This window comes from Acinetobacter sp. FDAARGOS_559, assembly GCF_003940475.1.
Taxonomy (GTDB): Bacteria; Pseudomonadota; Gammaproteobacteria; order Pseudomonadales; family Moraxellaceae; genus Acinetobacter; species Acinetobacter baumannii.
The window spans coordinates 3313781-3335616 of the sequence record NZ_RKJG01000005.1 but is presented as its reverse complement, the minus strand read 5'-3'; the positions used below and the strand labels follow the sequence as shown (position 1 = coordinate 3335616).

Below are 21836 nucleotides of genomic sequence, written 5' to 3'. Positions count from 1 at the left end.
CAAAAAGACCACTATATTAACCAAGGGGGTCAATTTTCAAATGCTGTTGGGGGGTCATTTTTACATTGCCGCTAACACAGTTTCTGAATCAGCACCAATGCCTGTTCAGCGACCTGACTTTTCCCGGTCACATGCAGTTCATGGAATTTACGACGTGCATGGGCCATGCAGCCGACCTCTATGACCTGGCCTGATTTAAAGCGTGCTTTATAACCACTGTAATCATCACAGACTAGATTGCCCTGCCAGCCTTTCAAGAACTCTGCAGCATGCTGGCCTGAACGACTATCCTGAAAGTCATAGATCACCGCCTGAACTGGATTGTACTGTGTGGTGGCATAGGCCCAGACATAACCTTTCTTCGGTTTTTTCTCATTCTCACCCATCCGCATGATGGTGACCGGTGTTTCATCTGCATGCAGCACCCGCTGTTGCAGCACCACCTCTTTTAAGGCATTGGCCAGAGGTTCCAGTTCTACACCGCAGCGACCTATCCAGTCAGATAAAGTTGATCTAGAAAGTTCGATTCCCGCCCGCTGATAGATCAGACGTTGACGGTACAGCGGCAAATGATCGGCATACTTCGATACCAGCACATGGCTGAGCAATTCAGGTGAAGCAATGCCTTTATCAATCACATAGGCGGGCATCGCTTGCTGAGTCAGAGTGTCACACTGATCACAGACCCATTTACCACGCACATGCTGTTCCTTATAGAACTGTGCCGGTCTGAAATGCAGTTTCTCACTGACATCTTCGCCGATACGACGGAGTTGGCATCCACAAGTGCATTGGGTTGATGCAGGTTCATGCTCAATACGGATGGTGTGTAGATGATCTGGCAGTGGTCGACGTTTAGGTTTATTGGTTTTGGCTTTCTGTGTCGCTGCATCGGTTTTATCTGCATTTAATCGTTCTAATTCCAGATCAACAGCAGCAATATCTTCTTCAACCGCTTCATCCCATAGGTGGATTTGTTTTGCCGTTAAGTGTTCATTCTTTTGGGCGAATTTGTGCTTTTTAAACAGCGCCAGTTCATGCTCGTATTTTTGATTGAGAATAGAAAGATGTTGAACTTTGGCATCCAATTGTTGGTTTGATTGTGCTAGAGACTGATGCTGCATCGCCAACTGTCTGGTGAATTCCAGCAGTTGTTCATGGGTCAGTTGGCTTAAGTCAGGCAGCGTATTCATGACCGCAGTATGCCTGAGGTCATGAAGAGAATGAAATAGAACGTTTGGAGGATGGCAGAATGGTCGAGCTTGGTTTAGAGCATATTCACCACTTGCTGCAATCCAATTCTCTGCCAGGGCAAACCTTGGATTAATGCCTGTAACTGTTCCGGGCTGAGGGCCACGGTTTCACCTTGGTGAACTTGAGCCCAGTGAAATTTACCCTGTTCCAAACGCCGGGCACACAGCCAGATGCCCAGTCCATCATGTACCAACACTTTCATACGATGACCACGTTTATTACAGAACAGGTAGGCGCAATGCGGTTTGATGTAGCCAAAGGCTCTCACCACCTGAGCCATGACAGTATCCATTCCTGCTCGCATATCCATGGGCTGGGTAGAGAGCCAAATTTCATTGATACGGATCATGTTGCCAGTGCCTTGAGTAATTCTGCCAAGGCAGGTATTTCTGATGTCTGCCATTTTAGCTGAATATCATTATTCGTATGAGGCACGGTGATACACAACGTGATCCTCTCATCAATAGGTTGGCTGATTGCAGCAGTGTAAGGCAAAGCAATAAATGCTGGATTCACATGAGTAGGATCCTGCACGGCACCCTCATGATGGCTGAAGATCCTGATCCAACGACTGACAAGGTTGGCATTAATACTATGTTGCAGTGCGACCGAAGCGATCGAGGTATTAGGATTTTTACAGGCATTGACAATACTGAGTTTGAATTCTTTGCTGTATGTTCTGCGTTTTTTAGCAACAGGAGGTGTTGCTGAATATATATCCATGTTCATGGATTAAGTCCCCACTTGTTTTTAGGTGGGAACTAAATTAAGGCTTATAGGACCGCTTGGTAAGGCTGTGTTAGCCGGATGCTTACTATAAGTGATCTAAAAGTTAGTAATTAAAAAAGCCTCTTTAAGAGGCTTTTTTATTATCTGGATTTATCGGTTTCCAATCAGGAAAATACCGAAAACGGTAAAAATACCACCTGAAATACCATCAATCCATTTTGAAAAATTACGGTAAGCGGCTCTAAAGCTCGGTAATGAAAAAATAAAAGTCACAAAGCAGAACCATAAAATTGTTTCAACCGACACAATAATAAAAAGCAGCCAATGGACTTGATCAAGCTGAGGATTTGCTAAAAATAAAGAGAATACACTACCAAAATAGATCACAGCTTTAGGGTTCGATAAATTGGTGAGTAATCCCTTCATAAAAAATAAATACGGCGCTTTCGGTAATTCAACAGTTGTCACCTCTTCCTGCTGATTTTTTGAAAATGCCGAACGCAACATTTGGTATCCTAACCAGCATAGATATAAACCGCCTGCAATAAGTAAACCTTGCTTTAACCAAGCCATTTTCTCAAAAATAATATTTAAGCCCATCAATGCTAAAGAAGCCCAAAACATAACACCCGCTGTTATCCCTGCAACAACCAGCATTGCTTCTTTACGAGATCGGCTCACTGCAGTCTGTGATACCAGAAAAAAATCAGGCCCTGGAGTAATAAGCGCACAAAAATGAATAAAAGCTAACGTAATTAACGCGACTAACATGTTGTCCTCCTGATTTGTTTCATTGTTATTTATTGAGAAGCACACATTAGCATTTTTTACTATTTGATAAAATCTCAAACTACCCGTAGTAATTATTATTTTTAACCATAAAAAAAGCCTCCGAAGAGGCTTAATTTTAACTATAGATATTAAACTAAAATATCGCGCTTACCGTTGGCCCCCATAGCACTCACAATACCATTCTCTTCCATTTGATCAATGATACGAGCGGCACGGTTATAACCAAGGCTAAACTTACGCTGTAATGAAGATGTAGAAGCTTTTCGAGTTTCTAAAACAAACGATACACATTGATCATAAAGTGCATCACGGTCTGAACCACCATCACCTTCTTCAAAGCCACGCGAAGCAGGCTCCTCATCAAATGGAGTTAAGATCTCATCTACGTAGTCTGGTTCGCCACGTTCACGCCATGCATCACAAATACGGTTAACTTCATCATCACTAATAAATGCACCATGCACACGTTCTGGCTCAATCTTACCAGGTCCTAAGAACAGCATATCACCGTGGCCTAACAAGTCTTCTGCACCACCTGCATCCAAAATAGTACGTGAGTCAATTTTACTGTTTACACGTAAAGCTACACGCGTTGGAATATTGGCTTTAATAAGACCTGTAATGACATCTACCGATGGACGTTGAGTTGCAAGCAATAAGTGAATACCAGCAGCACGAGATTTTTGCGCCAAACGCGTAATCATTTCTTCTGCTTTCTTACCAACTTGCATGATCATATCAGCGAACTCATCTGCCACAATCACAATTGATGGTAATGGCGTTAAACGAGGCGCACGCTCTTGTGTCGCTGAATCACTTGGTTTCCATGTTGGATCAATCAAGTCTTCTCCATTTGCAAGCGCTTCTTCAACTTTTCGGTTGTAGTCACTTAACTTACGAATTTTAAGGAACGACATAAGCTTATAACGGCGTTCCATTTCATTTACACACCAGTTTAATGCACTCACTGCATCTTTCATGTCAGTGACTACAGGCGTTAATAAATGCGGAATATCGTTGTAGTTGGCTAATTCAAGCTGTTTCGGATCAATTAAAATCAGACGCAATTGGTCAGGGGTATATTTGAGTAACATCGATAAGATCATCGAGTTAACGGCAACAGATTTACCAGAACCTGTAGTACCCGCAACCAACATATGCGGTGCTTTTGCCAAGTCTGTTAGTACCGGATTACCTGAAATATCTTTACCCATTGCCATACTAATGAGAGCACTTGGGTCACGATATGCTGGTGTTTCCAATAATTCAATCAAACGTACCATTTCACGAGCACTATTTGGAACTTCAATACCAATATATGGTTTACCCGGAATAACCTCTACTACACGTACAGAAGCCATAGACATTGAACGTGCCAAGTCACGGGAAATATTAGTCACTTTAGATGCTTTCACACCCGGTGCTAAATCTAATTCAAAACGTGTAACAACTGGACCTGGCTGAGCTTCAACCACCTGAGCCTTCACATTAAACTCTTGTAACTTGATCTCAAGTAACTCAGACAAACGAGAAAGCTGTTCCTCGGTAAAGTTAACTTTCTTATTTGGGTCAACCTTATCAAGCAATTCAAAGCCCGGTAATGTTGGTAAATCTAAACGTTTTTTGGCCACTTGCATGGCACGAGACATTGGTCGACCTGATGCATCTGTTAGAGGCGCATCAAAATCAAACTCATCCTCAAGGTCATCCTGAGGCTTTCCAGCAGTTTCCTGCCAAGCTTCAATAAATTCTTCTTTTGACAGCTTCTCTACACCAATCGTAGTTTGAATAGGCGCTTTTACAAAAGCCGAAGATTGCGCATAGCTACTTGCCTTGATCGGTTGAGTTGCTGGCGGGATATCCTCATCAATCAATAGGTCATCAAAATCATCAAAGACTTCTTCATTCGATAAATTTTTAGGTGACTGATTTAAATTCGATATAGGTACAGATGATTCAACTAATGTTTGAGGAGCTTGCGGCGTAACTTCTGGTTCAACATGATGATCTTGAACAAATGGCGTATGCACGTCAGTTGCTGTTTTACTATTTGGAACTGCAGCAAGTAGTTCATCAAAAATCTCATCATCATTCCAATCTAAACCTTGATGAGTATTCGATAGTTGATTTTGTTTAGCCTGATAAACTGTTTGCTGAAATTGCTCATGAGTCGTAGGCTGTTCACTTGAATCATCAGCAGCTCGTAACAGCGCATCAATTTCTTGTTTATGGCTTACATCATCACGCTGTAAAGCACGCCAAACCTCCCCCGTAGCCACTAAACGCTCACTGTCTTTTTTAAGTTGTTGGGCTTGCTCAAGTGTACGCTCAAAGTTTTCTGGCTGAGGAGTTGGTTTTTCTTCAATTGTTTCAGGTTGACTTTGTTCTTTAGCTAAAACGTCGGCAAATAAACGCTCTGCTATTTCATCATGTCGTGTAGAGCTCGCTTTGCTTTGAGCTTTTTCTGATTGGGCATTTAGCTCTACTTCATCCGTAACTTCTTCTGCTTTAGGCATCTCTGCAACTTTTACCGTTGCTGCTTTATTCGCAGGCTGTGTGGTTAAGTCATAAGCAGATTCGTTAGGAGATACATTTTTATAGAATAAATCTTGTAAATAACCAGGCATTGCTTTGAGCGTAACCCATGTTTTGCTCCACTGCACCCCAAATGCCAAAGTGAACAATACCACTCCGAAAACAAGTAGAAATAATGTCGCACCATAAATTGTTAACAGTTGAGATAAGCTTTGCCCCAACTCATAACCAATAATCCCACCTGCGGCATTATCTAAAGTATCTGCAGGTACATTCCAGTGAAGGTAAAGCAAACTCGAAACAACAAGAATTAAGAAGAACTGCGCAGCATAACGGAATGGGCGGTTTAGAAAACTATGTGGCCACCAGACTTGAATCGCTTCAACAAATAGGAAGATTGGAATAAGTAAACTTGCCCAACCTAAAAAGCCAAACAGCAAATCTGCAATCCATGCACCGGCAATACCACTTGCATTGGATACTTGCTGAGTATCACTTGAAATATGCATCCAGCCCGGATCAAATGGTGTATATGTTACTGTCGCCAGAAACATATAAATCCCAAAAGAGACCAAGAATAATGTCATCAATAAGCGCTGTGCATAAACACTTGACACCGCAGTCATATACTGTCCTGTAACCCATTTAATTATTGGTTTAGAGATGTGAAGACCTACATTTCAGATCTTCAACGATTGAACTTTATATTATGCACCTGTTCTTACAAAAAAGGTGCATGATTCTTTACAGTTGTTGTTAACATAAGGCTCTTCTATATTGTTATATAACTTAATTCGATTGACCTGATCAATATTATCCACATTGATTTAACGCTATTGGTCGGCAATTTCACGTATAATTTTCAAAATTCTCGAAATAAATAAGGATACCCTCAATGAGTGCTCGTCATTCTCGGTTAATTATTCTCGGTTCTGGCCCTGCGGGTTATAGTGCAGCTGTTTATGCAGCACGTGCAAATCTTAAACCAACACTTATTGCAGGTTTACAGCTTGGCGGCCAACTTACAACAACAACCGAAGTTGACAACTGGCCGGGCGATCCTGAAGGTTTGACTGGTCCTGTCCTAATGGACCGTATGCAAGCACATGCTGAACGCTTTGGTACCGAACTTGTCTATGATCATATTAATGAAGTGGACTTAAATGTACGTCCTTTTGTTCTTAAAGGTGACATGGATGAGTACACTTGTGATGCTTTAATTATTGCAACTGGTGCGACAGCTCAATATCTTGGCTTAGAGTCTGAACAAAAATTTATGGGTCAAGGCGTGAGCGCATGTGCAACATGTGATGGCTTCTTCTACAAGAACCAAAATGTGATGGTTGTGGGTGGTGGTAATACTGCTGTTGAAGAAGCACTTTATTTATCAAATATTGCTGAACATGTGACACTTGTACACCGCCGTGATTCTTTACGCTCTGAGAAGATTTTACAAGATCACTTATTTGCTAAAGAAAAAGAAGGCAAAATCAGTATCGTTTGGAACCATGAAGTTGAAGAAGTTCTTGGTGACAATACTGGCGTAACAGGTGTTCGCTTAAAATCTACGAAAGATGACAGCAAACAAGAAGTACAAGTTCAAGGCTTATTCATTGCAATTGGCCATAAACCAAATACCTCTATGTTTGAAGGTCAGCTAAACTTACGTGATGGCTATATCCAAGTACAAAGTGGTACTTCAGGTAACGCAACAGCGACTTCTGTAGCAGGCGTTTTTGCTGCTGGTGATGTTGCTGATAGTATCTATCGTCAAGCGATTACTTCGGCGGGTTCAGGCTGTATGGCTGCACTAGATGCCGAAAAATATCTAGACAACCTTTAAGTTTAGATATTTCAAAACAGCCGTTTTATAACGGCTGTTTTTTTGGAATTTATAATAATTACTGGCTGCCCTGTATTAATTTTTATAGCATAGTCCTAAAGCACATATTATTTTAGTTTTATGAAAACACTGCCTCTATCTCAGTATATTTTCCCAGATCCGGAGGAATCAGATCCAGATGGTCATGGTTTAATTTGTATAGGCGCTGACCTCTCCCCTTCCACACTCTATGAAGCGTATACACATGGGCTTTTCCCATGGTTTAATGAAGATGAACCCATTTGTTGGTGGAGCCCTGAACCACGCTGTATCATTTATCCTCAAAACTATAAACCGAGTAAATCGCTTATTCGGAACATGAAAAAATATGATTACACCATTACGGTAAATCGTGCTTTTGAGCAAGTCATTCGCTCATGTTCACTACCTCGAAGCTATGCTAATGAAACATGGATTAGTGAAGATATTATTGAAGGCTATTGTGGAATGTTTGATGCCGGTTATGGCTATAGCGTAGAAGTCTGGCAAGAAGAGCAGCTGGTAGGTGGTTTATATGGGGTAACGATCGGTAAAGGTTGTTTTGGCGAGTCTATGTTTAGTACCCAAACCGATGTTTCTAAAATGGCTTTTTATACGTTAATGTTAATTGGTCAAGAAAATCAGCTTCCTTGGGTTGACTGTCAACTTGTAAATAGTCACTTAATTAGTCTTGGGGCTTGTACACTTTCTCGGCAAGAATATCTTAAATCGTTACAAGATGTAATTATTCACCCCTCTATCAATTGGAAAAAGTATCAAGAACGTGTATTTTCAAGTAAAACAATAGCATTAAATGCAAAATTAATGGAATGATAACAGGAGGGACCAATCATGAAATCATATCACCCGAAGTCCCTTTTAAATGATCTGCAATATTATATTACTCCACCTCATGATTGCAGCTATTTAGAAAATAAATCAGCACGCATGGTCTTTTTAGACCCGATTCATCGGATTGATGTGGTGACGCTTTCTGAATTATCGCGATTAGGTTTTCGTCGTAGTGGCGACTTTGTATACCGTCCTGAATGTCATTTATGCAGGCAGTGTTTATCTTGTCGTGTACCTGTTACCGATTTCCAAATGAACAGCATGCAAAAAAAAGCATGGAAGCGAAATCAAGATCTCACCATGACTGTTCTACCAACACGGCAAGCCTCACAAATTCATTATGATCTATATGAACGTTACATTAACGAGCGCCATGCCGATGGTGATATGTTTCCGCCAAGTTTAGATCAATTTGAAAAATTCTTGGTCCATAGCTGTACAGATAGTTTCTTCTTAGAACTATGGAAAGACAATCGTCTTATTAGCGTTTCGACTTGTGATTTAATGGATGATGGGTTATCTGCCGTCTATACGTTCTTTGACCCAGATGAACACCGTAGATCTTTAGGCGTTTATTCAATTCTGAATCAAATCGAATATGTAAAAACACTCGGTTTAGAATATGTCTACTTAGGTTATTGGGTTCCCCACTCAGCTAAAATGAACTATAAATCTCAATATACACCGCTAGAACTTTTACTAGATGGGCAATGGCGCCGCTTAAATAGGTCATTATCACCAGAAGAGATCAATCAATTGGGTAATTCCCTCATGACCACATTACCTTCTGAATGGAATAATTTAATTATTAAATAACCTGCTTCTGTCTTGTTGTTCAAACAGCAACAAGACAGGCATTCTTAGAATAAAGAAGCAAAATCATCAGTACAGCTTTTTACCATAATAATGGCATTTTCACGTCCACCCTCTTGGGTTGGATAATAGTTACGACGCACATCAATTTGGTGAAACCCTGCTTTTTCGTATAAACCAATAGCGGCCTTATTACTTTCACGTACCTCTAGAAAAATTTGTACGGGGTGATTTTCTAAACGCTCAATCGACGCATCTAACAACTGATATCCTAATCCTTTACCTTGCATTTGAGGATCAATTGCCATGAGCAATAAATTCGCTTCATCTAATACAGGTTGTAAAATACAAAAACCAACCACCTTATTATTTAATTCTATTACCGTACATTGGTAAGAATTTAAAGATTCTACAAATTGCTGCCTAGACCATGGGTGTGTTTGAACAAGCTTCTCAATTTGAGCAACACTATCAATATCTGAGGCTTGCATAGTACGAATCATGAGTTTCAACACATTTTTAGATTTCAAAGTAAACGTATTATAGAAACTTAAATAGAAAAAACGAGTAAAAAAAAAGAGCAATTAAATTGCTCTTTTCCAATCAGTTTTTTAAAGACCTAATTTTTCACGCCAAGTGGCCAATAAAGCTGTCGTATCCGAATCATTTGGATGGAATTTTGGTCTTAAGAAATCTAATAATTCTGGAATTTGACGAGTCATAAAACCTTTACGGCCATACATGAATTTAAGCATGTATTTGGTATCTTTCCATGTTAATTTATCATCAGTCTTAAGTAACTTAGCAGTAAAATAAGACTGAGTAGCAAAGATTAAGGCCATTGCAATGATTAAAGCAGTTGAACGCATAAAATAAGCTTTTGGCCCCTGCCCATACATATTGGTATAGACATCAAACGCTACAGCTTTGTGTTCATTTTCTTCTACCGCATGCCACATCCATAAGTGATACATAGTGTCATCTTGGAACATGGCTTGAATTTCAGGGTTTTGTAAAAGCTCAGCCGCAATAGTTGAGGTAAAATGTTCTAAAGCACAGGTACCTGTTAAATCAATCATTTCTTTTGTATAACCAAAAGGTTTCATTAGCTTGGTTACAACCGCAGTACCTACTTTAATAACTTTACCTGTCTGTTTTTCCATTTTACGAACATCATATCCATACGCCTGCGCAGAAGCATTAAATGCAAGATGCTCTTTAGAATGCATAGCTTCTTGGCCAATAAAAGCACTTATTTCTTTTTGAAGTGCTGGATCAGCCAGTTTAGGATCGTTTCGCACAGCACGAGTACTGTTTACAAAGAACTGCTCTCCTTCCGGAAAAAGAGCCGATAATGCTGTCATAAAATGAGTTAATCCTGCATCGTAATTTGCCCAATAGCGTGGAACTTGAGCAAACTCAAAGTCCATACGACGCACAGGGAAACTTGCTCCGGCACGATTAGAAATATTTACTTTAGCATTCATGTCAGACTCCTTTAAGCGAATCGAAAATTCACTTATATCCTTATTTATTTTCTTAATATTTATAATAATACGCCTTTAAAGGCGCTATTTAAGTGCAGATGAGGCCAGCAAATTATCAGATGAGGTCATCAATAGCCTCATACTAGGGCAAAATTAACAAATATCTTTTAAAAGTGGTTCATAATTTATAGACAATAAAAAAGGACTGCTAACAGCCCTTTTCACTTACTTTCAGCTTAAAGTCCAAGTTTAGATTTCCAAGTTTTTAACAAGCTAACCGTATCTAAATCATTGGGATGAAAACCTGGCTTAAAATAAGCCAACATCTCTTTAGCCATACCCGTAATAATGCCTTTCGACGGGCTATAACCATATTTATAAATTACTAATAACTCATCTAAGTTTAATTTATGGTCTTGCTTTAAAAGACGAACCACAAACGAAGATTGAATTGCGAAAATAAGAGCCATTGCGAAAACAAGTGAACTTGTGCGTAAAGCATAAGCTTTTACACCTTTACCAAAGACACCTTCATACACATCAAATGCAACTGCTTTATGTTCATTTTCTTCTATTGCGTGCCAATACCACATGGTTGACATCGTTTTATCTGTCATCAACTCTTGAATGTGGGTATTAACTAAAAGCTGAGATGCAATGGTTGCAGTAAAATGTTCAAGGGCAGTAGTAGCAGTCAGGTCCACCATTTCTTGCGTCATACCAAATGGTTTTACGAGCTTTGCAAAAGTTTTACGAGCAGTTTGAATAGCCGTATCGGTGAACTTTTCTAAAGTTTCAACATCATGACCAAATTTTTGGGCAGAAGCATTAAAGTTTACATGCTCTTGAGTATGCATCGCCTCTTGACCAATGAAAGCACTAATTTCTTTTTGTAGCTCTTCATTGTCTTTAATTGCTGGGTGATAACGCACAGCACGTACACTATCAATAAAGAACTTTTCACCAGCTGGAAATAGCGCTGATAACGCTGTCATAAAATGTGTAAGTCCAGCGGAACCATTCATCCAGTATTCTGGCACATCATTAAAATCAAAGTTCATACGACGTACAGGAAAGCTTGCCCCTGCACGATTTGTGATATTCACTTTAGCATTCATATTGAAAGCTCCTTACCAGTAACCTAAGTTACTTAAACTTTATTGTTCGTTTTCTTGGTTCTTATCATACAAACTTAATAAAAAGGCTTAAGTGCAAATAGGGACATTGAAGTATCAGTTAAGGCCAGCTTTCAACTGAATTGTCTAACAATTAGATATAAAAAAAGCGCCCCAAAAGGAGCGCTTTTTTCACTGAAAAGTGATTATGCAGTTACTTTAGCAACAACACCAGCACCTACAGTACGACCACCTTCACGGATCGCAAAACGTAGACCTGGGTCCATTGCGATTGGGTGGATTAATTCTACTGACATTTCAACGTTGTCACCTGGCATTACCATTTCAACGCCTTCTTTCAACTGGATCGCACCAGTTACGTCAGTTGTACGGAAATAGAACTGTGGACGGTAACCATTTAAGAATGGAGTGTGACGACCACCTTCTTCTTTAGAAAGTACGTATACTTCTGCGTCGAATTTAGTGTGCGGCTTGATTGTACCTGGTTTAGCAAGTACTTGACCACGTTGTACTTCTTCACGCTTAGTACCACGAAGTAAGATACCACAGTTCTCACCTGCACGGCCTTCGTCAAGAAGTTTACGGAACATTTCTACGCCAGTTACAGTTGTTTTAACTGTATCTTTAATACCAACGATCTCTACTTCTTCACCAACTTTGATGATACCAGCTTCAACACGGCCAGTTACTACTGTACCACGACCAGAAATTGAGAATACGTCTTCGATTGGCATCAAGAATGCTTTGTCGATTGCACGCTCTGGCTCTGGGATGTAAGAGTCAAGTGCTGCTACAAGAGCAAGAACTGATTCTTCACCGTAAGGACCAGCTTCACCGTTAAGCGCTGCAAGAGCTGAACCACGGATTACTGGAGTGTCATCACCTGGGAAGTCATAAGTAGAAAGAAGTTCACGTACTTCCATTTCTACTAATTCAAGTAATTCTTCGTCATCAACAAGGTCGCATTTGTTTAAGAATACGATGATGTAAGGTACACCTACCTGACGAGAAAGAAGGATGTGCTCACGAGTTTGTGGCATTGGACCGTCAGTTGCAGCACATACAAGGATCGCGCCGTCCATCTGAGCAGCACCAGTGATCATGTTTTTAACGTAGTCGGCGTGGCCTGGGCAGTCAACGTGTGCGTAGTGACGAGTTGGAGAATCGTATTCTACGTGTGATGTATTAATTGTAATACCACGTGCTTTTTCTTCAGGTGCTGAGTCGATTTGTGAGTAATCTTTCGCTTCACCGCCGTAAGTTTTTGCACAAATTGTTGCAATCGCAGCAGTTAAAGTTGTTTTACCATGGTCAACGTGACCGATTGTACCCACGTTTACGTGTGGTTTATTACGTTCAAACTTGGCTTTAGCCATGATGATCTTCCTTTATTAACTACTCATGGAGGGTCGCTCCATGAGCACTTGGTTTTTAACTAAGAATTAGTTAGGGCTTATAGTAATCGAAAGATTACTCGTCGTCACCTTTTTTACCGCCAGCTTGGAATTTAGCGATGATGCCTTCAGCCACGTTACGTGGAGTTTCAGCATATTTAGCAAATTCCATTGAGTATGTCGCACGACCTTGAGACATAGAACGCATTTGAGTCGCGTAACCAAACATCTCAGCAAGTGGAACTTCTGCTTTAATTGCTTTTGTTCCACCAGGAAGATCGTCCATACCTTGAACCATACCACGACGACGGTTTAAGTCACCCATGATATCGCCCATGTAGTCTTCTGGAGTCTCAACTTCAACTTTCATGATAGGTTCAAGAAGAACAGGATCTGCTTTCATGAAACCGTCACGGAATGCGTAAGAACCAGCCATTTTGAACGACAATTCGTCAGAGTCGACATCGTGGTAAGAACCGTCAAAAAGAACAGCTTTAACGCCTACAACTGGGTAACCAGCCAAGACACCATTCTTCATACGTTCTTGAATACCTTTGTCAACTGCACCGAAGAATTCTTTAGGTACTACACCACCAACAACTTCTTCAGCGAATTCGTATTCTTTACCAGCAGCTTCAACGTCAAGCGGTTCTAAACGAACATATACGTGACCGAATTTACCTTTACCACCTGTTTGACGTACGAATTTACCTTCTTGCTCAACAGTTTTCTTAATCGTTTCACGATAAGCAACCATTGGTTTACCGATATTCGCTTCAACACCGAATTCACGCTTCATACGGTCAACGATGATGTCAAGGTGAAGCTCACCCATACCAGCAATAATTGTCTGACCAGATTCTTCATCAGTGTGAACACGGAATGAAGGGTCTTCTTTAGCCAAACGGCCTAAAGCGATAGACATTTTTTCTTGGTCAGCTTTAGTTTTTGGTTCAACCGCTAACTGAATTACTGGATCTGGGAATTCCATACGTTCAAGTGTAATGATGTTTTTCTCATCACATAATGTATCACCAGTAGTAACGTCTTTAAGACCTACACACGCTGCGATATCACCTGCACGGATTTCATCAATATCTTGACGTTCGTTTGCGTGCATTTGCACGATACGACCGATACGTTCACGCTTAGATTTAACTGGGTTATAAACAGCATCACCTTGTTTAAGAACACCAGAGTAAACACGTACGAATGTTAAGTTACCTACGAATTTGTCGTTCATGATTTTGAACGCAAGCGCAGAGAACGGAGCTTCGTCAGATGCTTCACGAGACGCTTTAGTTTCGTCTTTATCGTCAAGGATACCTTCGATCGCTTTAACTTCTGTAGGTGATGGTAAGAATTCAATTACAGCATCCAACATACGTTGAACACCTTTGTTCTTGAATGCAGAACCACAAAGCATTACTTGGATTTCAGAAGCTAATGTACGAGCACGTAAACCTGCGATGATGTCTTCTTTAGAAAGATCACCTTCTTCAAGGTATTTGTCCATTAACTCTTCAGAAGCTTCAGCAGCAGCTTCAACCATGTTTGTACGCCATTCTTGAGCAGTATCAACTAGGTCAGCTGGAATCTCGCCGTATTCAAACTTCATACCTTGAGAAGCTTCATCCCAGATAATTGCCTTCATTTCGATAAGGTCAACTACACCAGTGAATGTGTCTTCAGCACCGATTGGCACAACGATTGGCACAGGATTCGCACCAAGACGTGTTTTCATTTGTTCAACAACACGGAAGAAGTTTGCACCAGTACGGTCCATCTTGTTCACGAATGCTAAACGAGGCACTTTATATTTGTTAGCCTGACGCCATACAGTTTCAGACTGAGGCTGTACACCACCAACTGCACAGTAAACCATGCAAGCACCGTCAAGAACACGCATAGAACGCTCAACTTCGATTGTGAAGTCAACGTGTCCCGGTGTATCAATTACGTTGATACGGTGTTGTGGGAATTGGTTACCCATACCAGACCAGAAACAAGTTGTTGCAGCAGAGGTAATTGTAATACCACGCTCTTGCTCTTGTTCCATCCAGTCCATTGTTGCTGCACCGTCGTGTACTTCACCAATTTTGTGAGATACACCTGTGTAGAACAAAATACGTTCAGTTGTAGTTGTTTTACCTGCGTCGATGTGCGCAGAGATACCGATGTTACGGTAACGAGTAATTGGGGTTTGGCGAGCCATGATGTCTACATTCCTAAATGTTATCTTTAAAACAGGGCGCACCAATTAAATTGATGCGCACGAATACTCAAGCGGGGCAACTTAAATACCCGCAAAGCCCCCACTTTGGTAGAGAGCAATGTTGAATCTAGCTACTGTATGCATGAGTATTCTCCTGATTAGGGACTGTTTTATCCGCTTAGAAACGGTAGTGAGAGAAGGCTTTGTTAGCTTCTGCCATACGGTGCACGTCTTCACGTTTTTTGATCGCAGCACCTTTGCCTTCAGCTGCATCAAGCAACTCGCCAGCAAGACGTAAAGCCATAGTTTTTTCAGAACGCTTAGCAGCAGCATCTACTAACCAACGCATTGCTAAGGCAGTACGACGGGATGGGCGTACTTCCATAGGTACTTGATAAGTAGCACCACCAACACGGCGTGCTTTTACTTCGACCATAGGACGAACTTTTTCAAGAGTAGTCTCGAAAAATTCAACTGGGTCTACTTTGTTTTTTTCTTGAACGCGTTCTAAAGCACCGTAAACGATACTTTCAGCAATAGATTTTTTACCATCTTGCATTACGTGGTTCATGAATTTAGCGATTGTTTGGCTGCTAAATTTAGGATCTGGAAGGATCTCACGAGCAGCGACTACGCGACGTCTTGGCATTTTAATACACCTAATAATATGACACTTCAGGATGATCCAGCAGTTTGTACAAGTGTCATGTACACGACGCTGGCCTTACTATACGTCGCTTGAATTACAAATCTATGAAGAATTCAAACAAGCGAAACGCTAAAGGGCTTTTGGACTAGTTTCCCAGAATTACTTCTTAGGACGTTTAGCACCGTATTTAGAACGTGATTGGTTACGATCTTTAACACCAGCACAGTCTAAAGAACCACGAACGGTATGGTAACGTACACCCGGTAAGTCTTTAACACGACCACCACGGATAAGAACAACACTGTGCTCTTGTAAGTTATGGCCTTCACCACCGATGTAGCTAGATACTTCAAAACCTGAAGTTAAGCGAACACGGCAAACCTTACGCATAGCTGAGTTAGGTTTTTTAGGTGTAGTTGTATAAACACGTGTACAAACACCACGACGTTGTGGACAAGCCTTCAACGCAGGAACTTTGGATTTTTCAACCAAAGTCGTACGACCCTTACGGATCAACTGATTCGTTGTTGCCATATGGCAATTCTCCCGTTATTAAAAAACCTTAAAAAGAAAACACCTCTTTTTAAGGGCACATAATTGTAAGCCAAGATGCAAAAATGGTCAACATGGCAGCAGTTGCCAAATGTTGACCATATCAATGATTGACAGGATTATTTACAAATTTAAATAGGGGTGAAATTTAGTTTTCAAACCCTACCTTTGTAATTGTATTGTTAAGAGTACTTTTGCCCCTCTATAACGTCATCATTTTCTTCACTTTCAGGCTCTAATGCTGGCTTTTGTTCACTATGTTCATGTTCAACTACATGTTTCTCTGCAAGATGCTCAATTCCTTGGTGAACATTTTCTTGAACTTTTTCTTCGCTTTTTTCAGAAGTATTTGATTTGACCACAACAGATACTTTTGAAATTACATCATGATTTTCAATTTTATGATGCTGCGCAGCATGGACACTACCATTTTCACCCACATTTAAAAGACGTGGGCTCGCTTTTTGAATTAGAGTTACCGCCGCATAGTAAGCTTGTAATGGTGATAAATGTTCACTTGGGTGCTCATTTAAATAATGTCTTGCTGCACCAAAAATAGCTTGTGCTTTATGACCTACATCTTCTTGTAACTTCCAGCTATAAACAGCACTAAGTACTGCACCTGCCACTGGAGTAAACTTACCCACCGCAGCAAGTTGTGGAACTTTATTTAACCAGCTCCATTTAAACTCACCATTTTCATCGACTAACCAGCTTTTTAGAGTTTCAATATCATTTGAAGACCCAAGTACTTGTTGAAACTGTTGAATATCTTGCGTCTCTAACATATTACGTAAAGCTTTAAGTGCTAAAAGCACCGTCTGCTTCTCTGCAATCAGACTGATATCAACTTCTTTAAAAATAAATTCAACGACATCTTGGTCAGTGGCTTCAGTTAAATCAAAACCGTGTGATCTACCTGTTTGGTAAATTGTTCTCAAAACTAGGACTAATGAAACTGGAATATCTACGGCTGCTCCAACCATTCCAGATACGCCTGTAATTGCACCTTGAATACTGGCAATCAATTTATTTTGTTCAATAAGTGCCTGACTTAAACGTTGGGAGCGTGAGGTATCTTTTGTAAGCTCAAATAAGTCTTTAGCACCCGCTTCTTCTAAAATTTTTTCAGTTAACGTACTTTTCGAACTAAAGTCATTCAACCAATCAAATAAATAGCTTGATATTTTTTCATTCCAGTCAGGTGAAATAAATGTAGCGATACCATTGACCTTTCTAAAATGGCGTCCAAATACCTGACGAGTAACTTTAGGTAAATGTTCACGTAACATTTGTTGTGGGCTTTCATACTGCTCCACTTCAAACGGACTTTTATTTCTGGCACTACCTTCTACTGTTTTGCCATTTGAAAGTGGCTCAACCAATTTACTTACCTCACCAATTTGACTTTGCTGCAAGATGTTTAAACCAGTAGAACTGAGCTTTTTAGCCACTCCGAAGACCTGAGAAAACAAATTGTCAGATTGATTATTATTAAATTTTGTCATCCAGTACCTCGATTTTTTAATTTATCTAATTAGAGATAAATACTAGGTGGAATGTGGATTTATCTCAACTTGAATGTGTGTATTTTAGTTAACCCTAAATGCAACATACTGTGTATTTGGTTATTTTTTTTAAATGCAAAATTGACATAAAGATTTGCCATAAGAAATAAAAAACCTTTCTGCTATCATGGTAGCAACGAAAACATGGGTCTACTGTTCTTACAGCTATATTCTCCTATCATTTAATAGCTGCTCATGATCATAGACTTTAAATATCACCATAAAGGGACCTGTAGATGAAACGTGTTGTAATCACTGGTATGGGTATTAACTCATGTATCGGTAACTCTTTAGAAGAAGTTACTCATTCACTTAAAAATGGAATCTCCGGGACACGTTTTAACCCAACTTATGCTGAACTCAATTTTAAAAGTCATGTCAGCGCTGCGGCAGAACAAGATTTTGACAATATTGATCGTAAATTAAAACGGTTCATGGGCGTATGTGCAATGTACGCTTATAACTCTGCTGTTGCAGCTGTTGAACATGCTGGCTTAAAAGCAGAAGATTTAGCAGATAATCCACGTTATGGTATTGCTGGTGGTTCAGGCGGTGGTTCAACTGCTTCTGTTGTAGAAATGACTGAGCTTTTAGAAACTAAAGGTGCTCGTAAAGTTGGTCCTTTTTTTGTTCCACGTAACATGACAAATACAATCACTGCAAACGTGGGTGTAGCATTTAAACTTCAAGGTATTGCTCACTCAATTGCAAGTGCTTGTGCAACTTCTGCAGACGCAATTGGTTATGCATATAACCTTATCGCTCTAGGCAAACAAGATCTTATGCTTGCTGGTGGTGGTGAAGAAGATCACTGGTCTCAAAGCTTATTGTTTGATGCAATGGGTGCTTTGTGTTCTAAATACAACGACACACCTGAAACAGCGTCTCGTCCATATTCTAAAGACCGTGACGGTTTCGTTATTGCTGGCGGTGGCGGTTTCGTTGTTCTTGAATCTCTTGAACATGCTCAAGCACGTGGTGCAAATATTCTTGCTGAAGTTGTTGCTTATGCTGCAAACAGTGACGGTGCTGACATGGTAGCTCCAAGTGGTGAAGGTGCAACTCGCTGTATCTTGATGGCTCTTGAAGAAGCGAAACAACACGGCGTAGATAAAATTGACTATGTAAATACACATGGTACTTCTACACCAGCAGGTGACGTGACTGAGCTTAAAGCAATGGAACGTGCTTTCGGTGAAGGTAAAGTTCCACCTCTTAGTTCAACTAAATCTATGACTGGTCACAGCTTAGGTGCTGCTGGTGTTCATGAAGCAATTTACTCTGTATTAATGCTTCAAAATGACTTTATCGCGCCAAACATCAACGTGACTGAGCTTGATGAAGGTACTGAAGGCTTTGATATTGTGCTTGAAAAACGTGATACAAAATTGAATACTGTAATGAGTAACAGTTTTGGCTTTGGCGGTGTTAACGCTTGCCTAATTTTCAAGAAGTGGGATGCATAATCCCGCGTAGGATTATCGATGGATGCACCTTCTGATGCCTTTTTGTGGGTAAAAGCATTACATATTATTGCTGTGGTTTGTTGGTTCGCTGCTTTGTTCTACCTACCACGTCTTTATGTTTACCATGCAATGAGTGATGATGCTACCAGCCATCAACGCTTTGAAGTAATGGAACGTAAGTTGTATCGAGGTATTATGTGGCCATCTATGATTGCCACATTAATTACCGCTCACTTTCTCGTAGATTGGGGTGATGCAACTAGACATTACCATGAAGCCACTTGGTTTTATCTAAAAGTTGGATTAGTGGCTTTATTAGTGATCTACCATTTAGTTTGTGGTTACTATCGCAAAAAGCTTATTGGAAATGCTCACTACAAATCACATAAGTTCTGGCGTTTCTTCAATGAAATGCCAACCTTAATTTTATTTGCTGTTGTGATTTTAGTTGTTGTAAAACCTCAGTTTTAACTGGGGTTTTTTATTATCTAGGACTCTCATCTCATTCTCTTATGCATTTTACTGACTCAACCTATTCATAATTTATTATTCAGAGCAAAAGACTTTTATACCATTCTTAATACATTCTTATAAAAACATCTCATCTTTTTTATAAATTCAATCAACAGAAAGGATAAAGCATGAAAAGTCTGGCTTTTATTCATCGTAACGATACTCGCTTTGCGGTCGGTGATTTTTATCCAGTTCTTTCTGTTTTTTCCTACCATGAGTTAGGCAATACCCTCTCACCCTTCTTACTACTCGACCATTTAGGTCCCGGAAAAATTGCACCTTCTATGAAACGTAGAGGAGTTAATGATCATCCCCATCGTGGATTCGAAACGGTAACACTTGTTTATGCAGGTGAACTAGAACACAAAGATTCATCTGGTGGAGGTGGATTTATAAGTGCTGGCGATGTGCAATGGATGACCGCAGCCTCTGGTGTGATTCATCGGGAATTGTTTAGTGAAGAGTATTCTCGATCTGGTGGTCCTTTTGAAATGATTCAACTTTGGGTCAATTTACCAGCAGCAAATAAAATGAACTCTCCGCGCTATCAAAGTTTAAAGAAAGCTGAAATACCGATAGTGAAACTGGAAAATGAAGCTGGATTTGTACGTATTATTGCAGGGCAGTTTAAGCATGTTATGGGCCCTGCACTTACTCACACTCCTATTACCGTATTAGATGTAGAGCTCCATGCAGGTCAACAAGCCGCCTTCCCTGCTCAATCTGGTGAAACAGCTTTAGTTTATTTACGTTCAGGTCGGGCACAATTTCAAAAAGATGAAGACGTTTTAGAGGAACAAGGCCTAGCAGTCATGTCAAACCAAGGAGAGCATTTCTCTATTACTGCCCTGCAAAGCTGCAAATTACTTATTTTGACTGGAAAACCCATCACAGAACCGATTAATGGTCATGGTCCATTTGTAATGAATACTTATGATGAGATTTTACAAGCCTATGATGATATTAAAAATGGAAGATTTGCCAAGTAAAACAGGCTAACTGCCGCATGAGAAACAAATGACAGTTATTTGCGTCTGTCTTTCAACATAGTTGATGTATGTTATGCTACAAACCAATAGATGAACTTATTTACTAGCAAAACTATGTTCACTCTCAACGCTTTTAAACTTGTCATATATCGCCAATTTATTATTTTCACCCTTTTTATATTTCGTCACTTAAAAAGCTATCCAATTCGATTTCTTACACCTGAAGAAAAAGCTTTAGCACAAAGGGTGTTTGGGAGTTTGCTAGATTGTGAACGTCCTAAAATTATTGCTACTCGTTACTTACCGTGGCAAGCGCATGGAATTTTGATGGCTCCAAATGGGAATATATACGTCAATCTTTCTGACTACAGCAGTAATTACGCGCTAGAGTCTAAATTCATACAAGGGATTTTTATTCATGAGCTAGCTCATGTTATGCAATACCAACGAGGTATTCATGTATTACTAAAAGGTGCGTTACTACAATCCGCCTACTATCTGAGCTTTAAATATTACAATCCTTATAAATATACTTATCATCCTCAGAAAGCATTTAGTTCTTACAATATTGAGCAGCAAGGAGAAATTGCTAGAGATATCTGTTCAGGTAAACTGCCAAATATCATTTGTTTACCTCGACTTGATTTGTAACCAAATAATCCAGTTTGTTTTCAACGTAACTTTTTTGCTAACTTATCAACAGAAATTTGATAAACAAAAAATATAAAAATAAAGTTGAGATCTGAATTTATTAATGGCAAATTATTGAAAATAAGTATAAAAACTTATTTCAAATTTTTGAGCGATAAGGCAGTATACAAAAAATAAAAATAATGAAGCTTGTTTCTATTGTATACAGAAAATCTCGTTATTTTTACGCAGAAAATATGTGATTGGTATATATTATTGATCTTGACATTTTTGTTTACTATTTTACGTGTTTATTATCGTGCTATACACATCGTTGAAAAATTATATCCATAAAAATCAACAATATGTGTATTTATATTCGTTATGATCTAGGATTAGGT

The 21836-nt window shown here is 39.8% G+C and carries 19 protein-coding genes and 1 pseudogene; 7 read left to right on the top strand and 13 right to left on the bottom strand.

Annotated features, from left to right (window positions below):
- Nucleotides 1–77: 77 nt before the first annotated feature.
- The 5 genes and pseudogenes from EGS71_RS17550 to EGS71_RS17530 all read right to left on the bottom strand — a co-directional run.
- Nucleotides 78–1193 (bottom strand): annotated as a pseudogene (locus EGS71_RS17550) (IS66-like element ISAba25 family transposase); the annotation flags it as partial.
- Nucleotides 1194–1267: 74 nt separating this feature from the next.
- Nucleotides 1268–1603, bottom strand: coding sequence for an IS66 family insertion sequence element accessory protein TnpB (gene tnpB, locus EGS71_RS17545; protein WP_000619347.1), 336 nt, complete (start codon nt 1601–1603; stop codon nt 1268–1270).
- On the bottom strand, nt 1600–1983 hold the full coding sequence (locus tag EGS71_RS17540; RefSeq protein WP_001055589.1) for a transposase: 384 nt from the start codon (nt 1981–1983) through the stop codon (nt 1600–1602). Before EGS71_RS17540 ends, tnpB begins: the two co-directional genes overlap by 4 nt.
- A gap of 150 nt (nt 1984–2133) precedes the next feature.
- On the bottom strand, nt 2134–2754 hold the full coding sequence (gene rhtC, locus EGS71_RS17535; protein WP_000959259.1) for a threonine export protein RhtC: 621 nt from the start codon (nt 2752–2754) through the stop codon (nt 2134–2136).
- 149 nt (nt 2755–2903) lie between these two features.
- A complete protein-coding gene (locus EGS71_RS17530; protein WP_025464953.1) occupies nt 2904–5936 on the bottom strand; it encodes a DNA translocase FtsK in 3033 nt (1010 codons plus the stop codon).
- A 269-nt stretch (nt 5937–6205) separates the two neighbouring features.
- Between EGS71_RS17530 and trxB the strand changes: the two genes are divergently transcribed.
- The 3 genes from trxB (at nt 6206) to EGS71_RS17515 (ending at nt 8839) form a co-directional block, all read left to right on the top strand.
- The gene (gene trxB, locus EGS71_RS17525) at nt 6206–7153 is read left to right on the top strand and encodes a thioredoxin-disulfide reductase (RefSeq protein ID WP_001276144.1); all 948 of its coding nucleotides are present in this window, start codon (nt 6206–6208) and stop codon (nt 7151–7153) included.
- 120 nt (nt 7154–7273) lie between these two features.
- Nucleotides 7274–8005, top strand: a complete 732-nt coding sequence (gene aat / locus EGS71_RS17520) for a leucyl/phenylalanyl-tRNA--protein transferase (protein WP_000854785.1) — start codon at nt 7274–7276, stop codon at nt 8003–8005.
- An 18-nt stretch (nt 8006–8023) separates the two neighbouring features.
- Nucleotides 8024–8839, top strand: coding sequence for an arginyltransferase (locus tag EGS71_RS17515; RefSeq protein ID WP_000844345.1), 816 nt, complete (start codon nt 8024–8026; stop codon nt 8837–8839).
- Between the two features lie 44 nt (nt 8840–8883).
- Here EGS71_RS17515 and rimI read toward each other — a convergent pair whose 3' ends face one another.
- The 8 genes from rimI to EGS71_RS17475 form a co-directional block, all read right to left on the bottom strand.
- The gene (gene rimI, locus EGS71_RS17510; RefSeq protein WP_000621542.1) at nt 8884–9339 is read right to left on the bottom strand and encodes a ribosomal protein S18-alanine N-acetyltransferase; all 456 of its coding nucleotides are present in this window, start codon (nt 9337–9339) and stop codon (nt 8884–8886) included.
- A gap of 108 nt (nt 9340–9447) precedes the next feature.
- Nucleotides 9448–10323 (bottom strand): metal-dependent hydrolase, encoded by an 876-nt coding sequence (locus EGS71_RS17505; protein ID WP_000992291.1) that lies wholly within the window; start codon nt 10321–10323, stop codon nt 9448–9450.
- 236 nt (nt 10324–10559) lie between these two features.
- Complete coding sequence (locus EGS71_RS17500; protein WP_000992302.1) at nt 10560–11441, bottom strand: metal-dependent hydrolase; 882 nt, start codon at nt 11439–11441, stop codon at nt 10560–10562.
- Nucleotides 11442–11644: 203 nt separating this feature from the next.
- Entirely contained in the window at nt 11645–12835 is a 1191-nt protein-coding gene (gene tuf / locus EGS71_RS17495; protein WP_001029610.1) for an elongation factor Tu, read from the bottom strand.
- Nucleotides 12836–12929: 94 nt separating this feature from the next.
- The gene (gene fusA, locus EGS71_RS17490; RefSeq protein ID WP_000113824.1) at nt 12930–15068 is read right to left on the bottom strand and encodes an elongation factor G; all 2139 of its coding nucleotides are present in this window, start codon (nt 15066–15068) and stop codon (nt 12930–12932) included.
- Nucleotides 15069–15246: 178 nt separating this feature from the next.
- On the bottom strand, nt 15247–15717 hold the full coding sequence (rpsG, locus tag EGS71_RS17485) for a 30S ribosomal protein S7 (RefSeq protein WP_001138055.1): 471 nt from the start codon (nt 15715–15717) through the stop codon (nt 15247–15249).
- A gap of 159 nt (nt 15718–15876) precedes the next feature.
- Nucleotides 15877–16251: a 30S ribosomal protein S12 gene (rpsL, locus tag EGS71_RS17480; RefSeq protein ID WP_000246374.1), complete on the bottom strand. Its 375-nt coding sequence runs from the start codon at nt 16249–16251 to the stop codon at nt 15877–15879.
- Between the two features lie 200 nt (nt 16252–16451).
- The gene (locus EGS71_RS17475) at nt 16452–17777 is read right to left on the bottom strand and encodes an EcsC family protein (protein ID WP_000160015.1); all 1326 of its coding nucleotides are present in this window, start codon (nt 17775–17777) and stop codon (nt 16452–16454) included.
- Nucleotides 17778–18073: 296 nt separating this feature from the next.
- Between EGS71_RS17475 and EGS71_RS17470 the strand changes: the two genes are divergently transcribed.
- The 4 genes from EGS71_RS17470 to EGS71_RS17455 all read left to right on the top strand — a co-directional run bounded on the left by EGS71_RS17470 (nt 18074) and on the right by EGS71_RS17455 (nt 21456).
- Nucleotides 18074–19303, top strand: coding sequence for a beta-ketoacyl-ACP synthase II (locus EGS71_RS17470; RefSeq protein WP_000832710.1), 1230 nt, complete (start codon nt 18074–18076; stop codon nt 19301–19303).
- A gap of 18 nt (nt 19304–19321) precedes the next feature.
- The gene (hemJ, locus tag EGS71_RS17465) at nt 19322–19774 is read left to right on the top strand and encodes a protoporphyrinogen oxidase HemJ (RefSeq protein WP_000339889.1); all 453 of its coding nucleotides are present in this window, start codon (nt 19322–19324) and stop codon (nt 19772–19774) included.
- Between the two features lie 170 nt (nt 19775–19944).
- The gene (locus EGS71_RS17460) at nt 19945–20805 is read left to right on the top strand and encodes a pirin family protein (RefSeq protein WP_000838090.1); all 861 of its coding nucleotides are present in this window, start codon (nt 19945–19947) and stop codon (nt 20803–20805) included.
- Nucleotides 20806–20895: 90 nt separating this feature from the next.
- Nucleotides 20896–21456: a hypothetical protein gene (locus EGS71_RS17455; protein WP_001048355.1), complete on the top strand. Its 561-nt coding sequence runs from the start codon at nt 20896–20898 to the stop codon at nt 21454–21456.
- Nucleotides 21457–21836 lie beyond the last annotated feature (380 nt).

What these genes read in the sequence shown, in the direction of transcription:
- rhtC (WP_000959259.1), bottom strand. Translation starts at nt 2,754, where the DNA reads ATGTTAGTCGCGTTAATTACGTTAGCTTTTATTCATTTTTGTGCGCTT.
- fusA (WP_000113824.1), bottom strand. Translation starts at nt 15,068, where the DNA reads ATGGCTCGCCAAACCCCAATTACTCGTTACCGTAACATCGGTATCTCT.
- EGS71_RS17540 (WP_001055589.1), bottom strand. Translation starts at nt 1,983, where the DNA reads ATGAACATGGATATATATTCAGCAACACCTCCTGTTGCTAAAAAACGC.
- EGS71_RS17475 (WP_000160015.1), bottom strand. Translation starts at nt 17,777, where the DNA reads ATGACAAAATTTAATAATAATCAATCTGACAATTTGTTTTCTCAGGTC.
- trxB (WP_001276144.1), top strand. Translation starts at nt 6,206, where the DNA reads ATGAGTGCTCGTCATTCTCGGTTAATTATTCTCGGTTCTGGCCCTGCG.
- aat (WP_000854785.1), top strand. Translation starts at nt 7,274, where the DNA reads ATGAAAACACTGCCTCTATCTCAGTATATTTTCCCAGATCCGGAGGAA.
- rimI (WP_000621542.1), bottom strand. Translation starts at nt 9,339, where the DNA reads ATGATTCGTACTATGCAAGCCTCAGATATTGATAGTGTTGCTCAAATT.
- EGS71_RS17515 (WP_000844345.1), top strand. Translation starts at nt 8,024, where the DNA reads ATGAAATCATATCACCCGAAGTCCCTTTTAAATGATCTGCAATATTAT.
- EGS71_RS17470 (WP_000832710.1), top strand. Translation starts at nt 18,074, where the DNA reads ATGAAACGTGTTGTAATCACTGGTATGGGTATTAACTCATGTATCGGT.
- rpsL (WP_000246374.1), bottom strand. Translation starts at nt 16,251, where the DNA reads ATGGCAACAACGAATCAGTTGATCCGTAAGGGTCGTACGACTTTGGTT.
- EGS71_RS17500 (WP_000992302.1), bottom strand. Translation starts at nt 11,441, where the DNA reads ATGAATGCTAAAGTGAATATCACAAATCGTGCAGGGGCAAGCTTTCCT.
- EGS71_RS17530 (WP_025464953.1), bottom strand. Translation starts at nt 5,936, where the DNA reads ATGACTGCGGTGTCAAGTGTTTATGCACAGCGCTTATTGATGACATTA.
- tnpB (WP_000619347.1), bottom strand. Translation starts at nt 1,603, where the DNA reads ATGATCCGTATCAATGAAATTTGGCTCTCTACCCAGCCCATGGATATG.
- EGS71_RS17455 (WP_001048355.1), top strand. Translation starts at nt 20,896, where the DNA reads ATGAACTTATTTACTAGCAAAACTATGTTCACTCTCAACGCTTTTAAA.
- hemJ (WP_000339889.1), top strand. Translation starts at nt 19,322, where the DNA reads ATGGATGCACCTTCTGATGCCTTTTTGTGGGTAAAAGCATTACATATT.
- rpsG (WP_001138055.1), bottom strand. Translation starts at nt 15,717, where the DNA reads ATGCCAAGACGTCGCGTAGTCGCTGCTCGTGAGATCCTTCCAGATCCT.
- EGS71_RS17505 (WP_000992291.1), bottom strand. Translation starts at nt 10,323, where the DNA reads ATGAATGCTAAAGTAAATATTTCTAATCGTGCCGGAGCAAGTTTCCCT.
- EGS71_RS17460 (WP_000838090.1), top strand. Translation starts at nt 19,945, where the DNA reads ATGAAAAGTCTGGCTTTTATTCATCGTAACGATACTCGCTTTGCGGTC.
- tuf (WP_001029610.1), bottom strand. Translation starts at nt 12,835, where the DNA reads ATGGCTAAAGCCAAGTTTGAACGTAATAAACCACACGTAAACGTGGGT.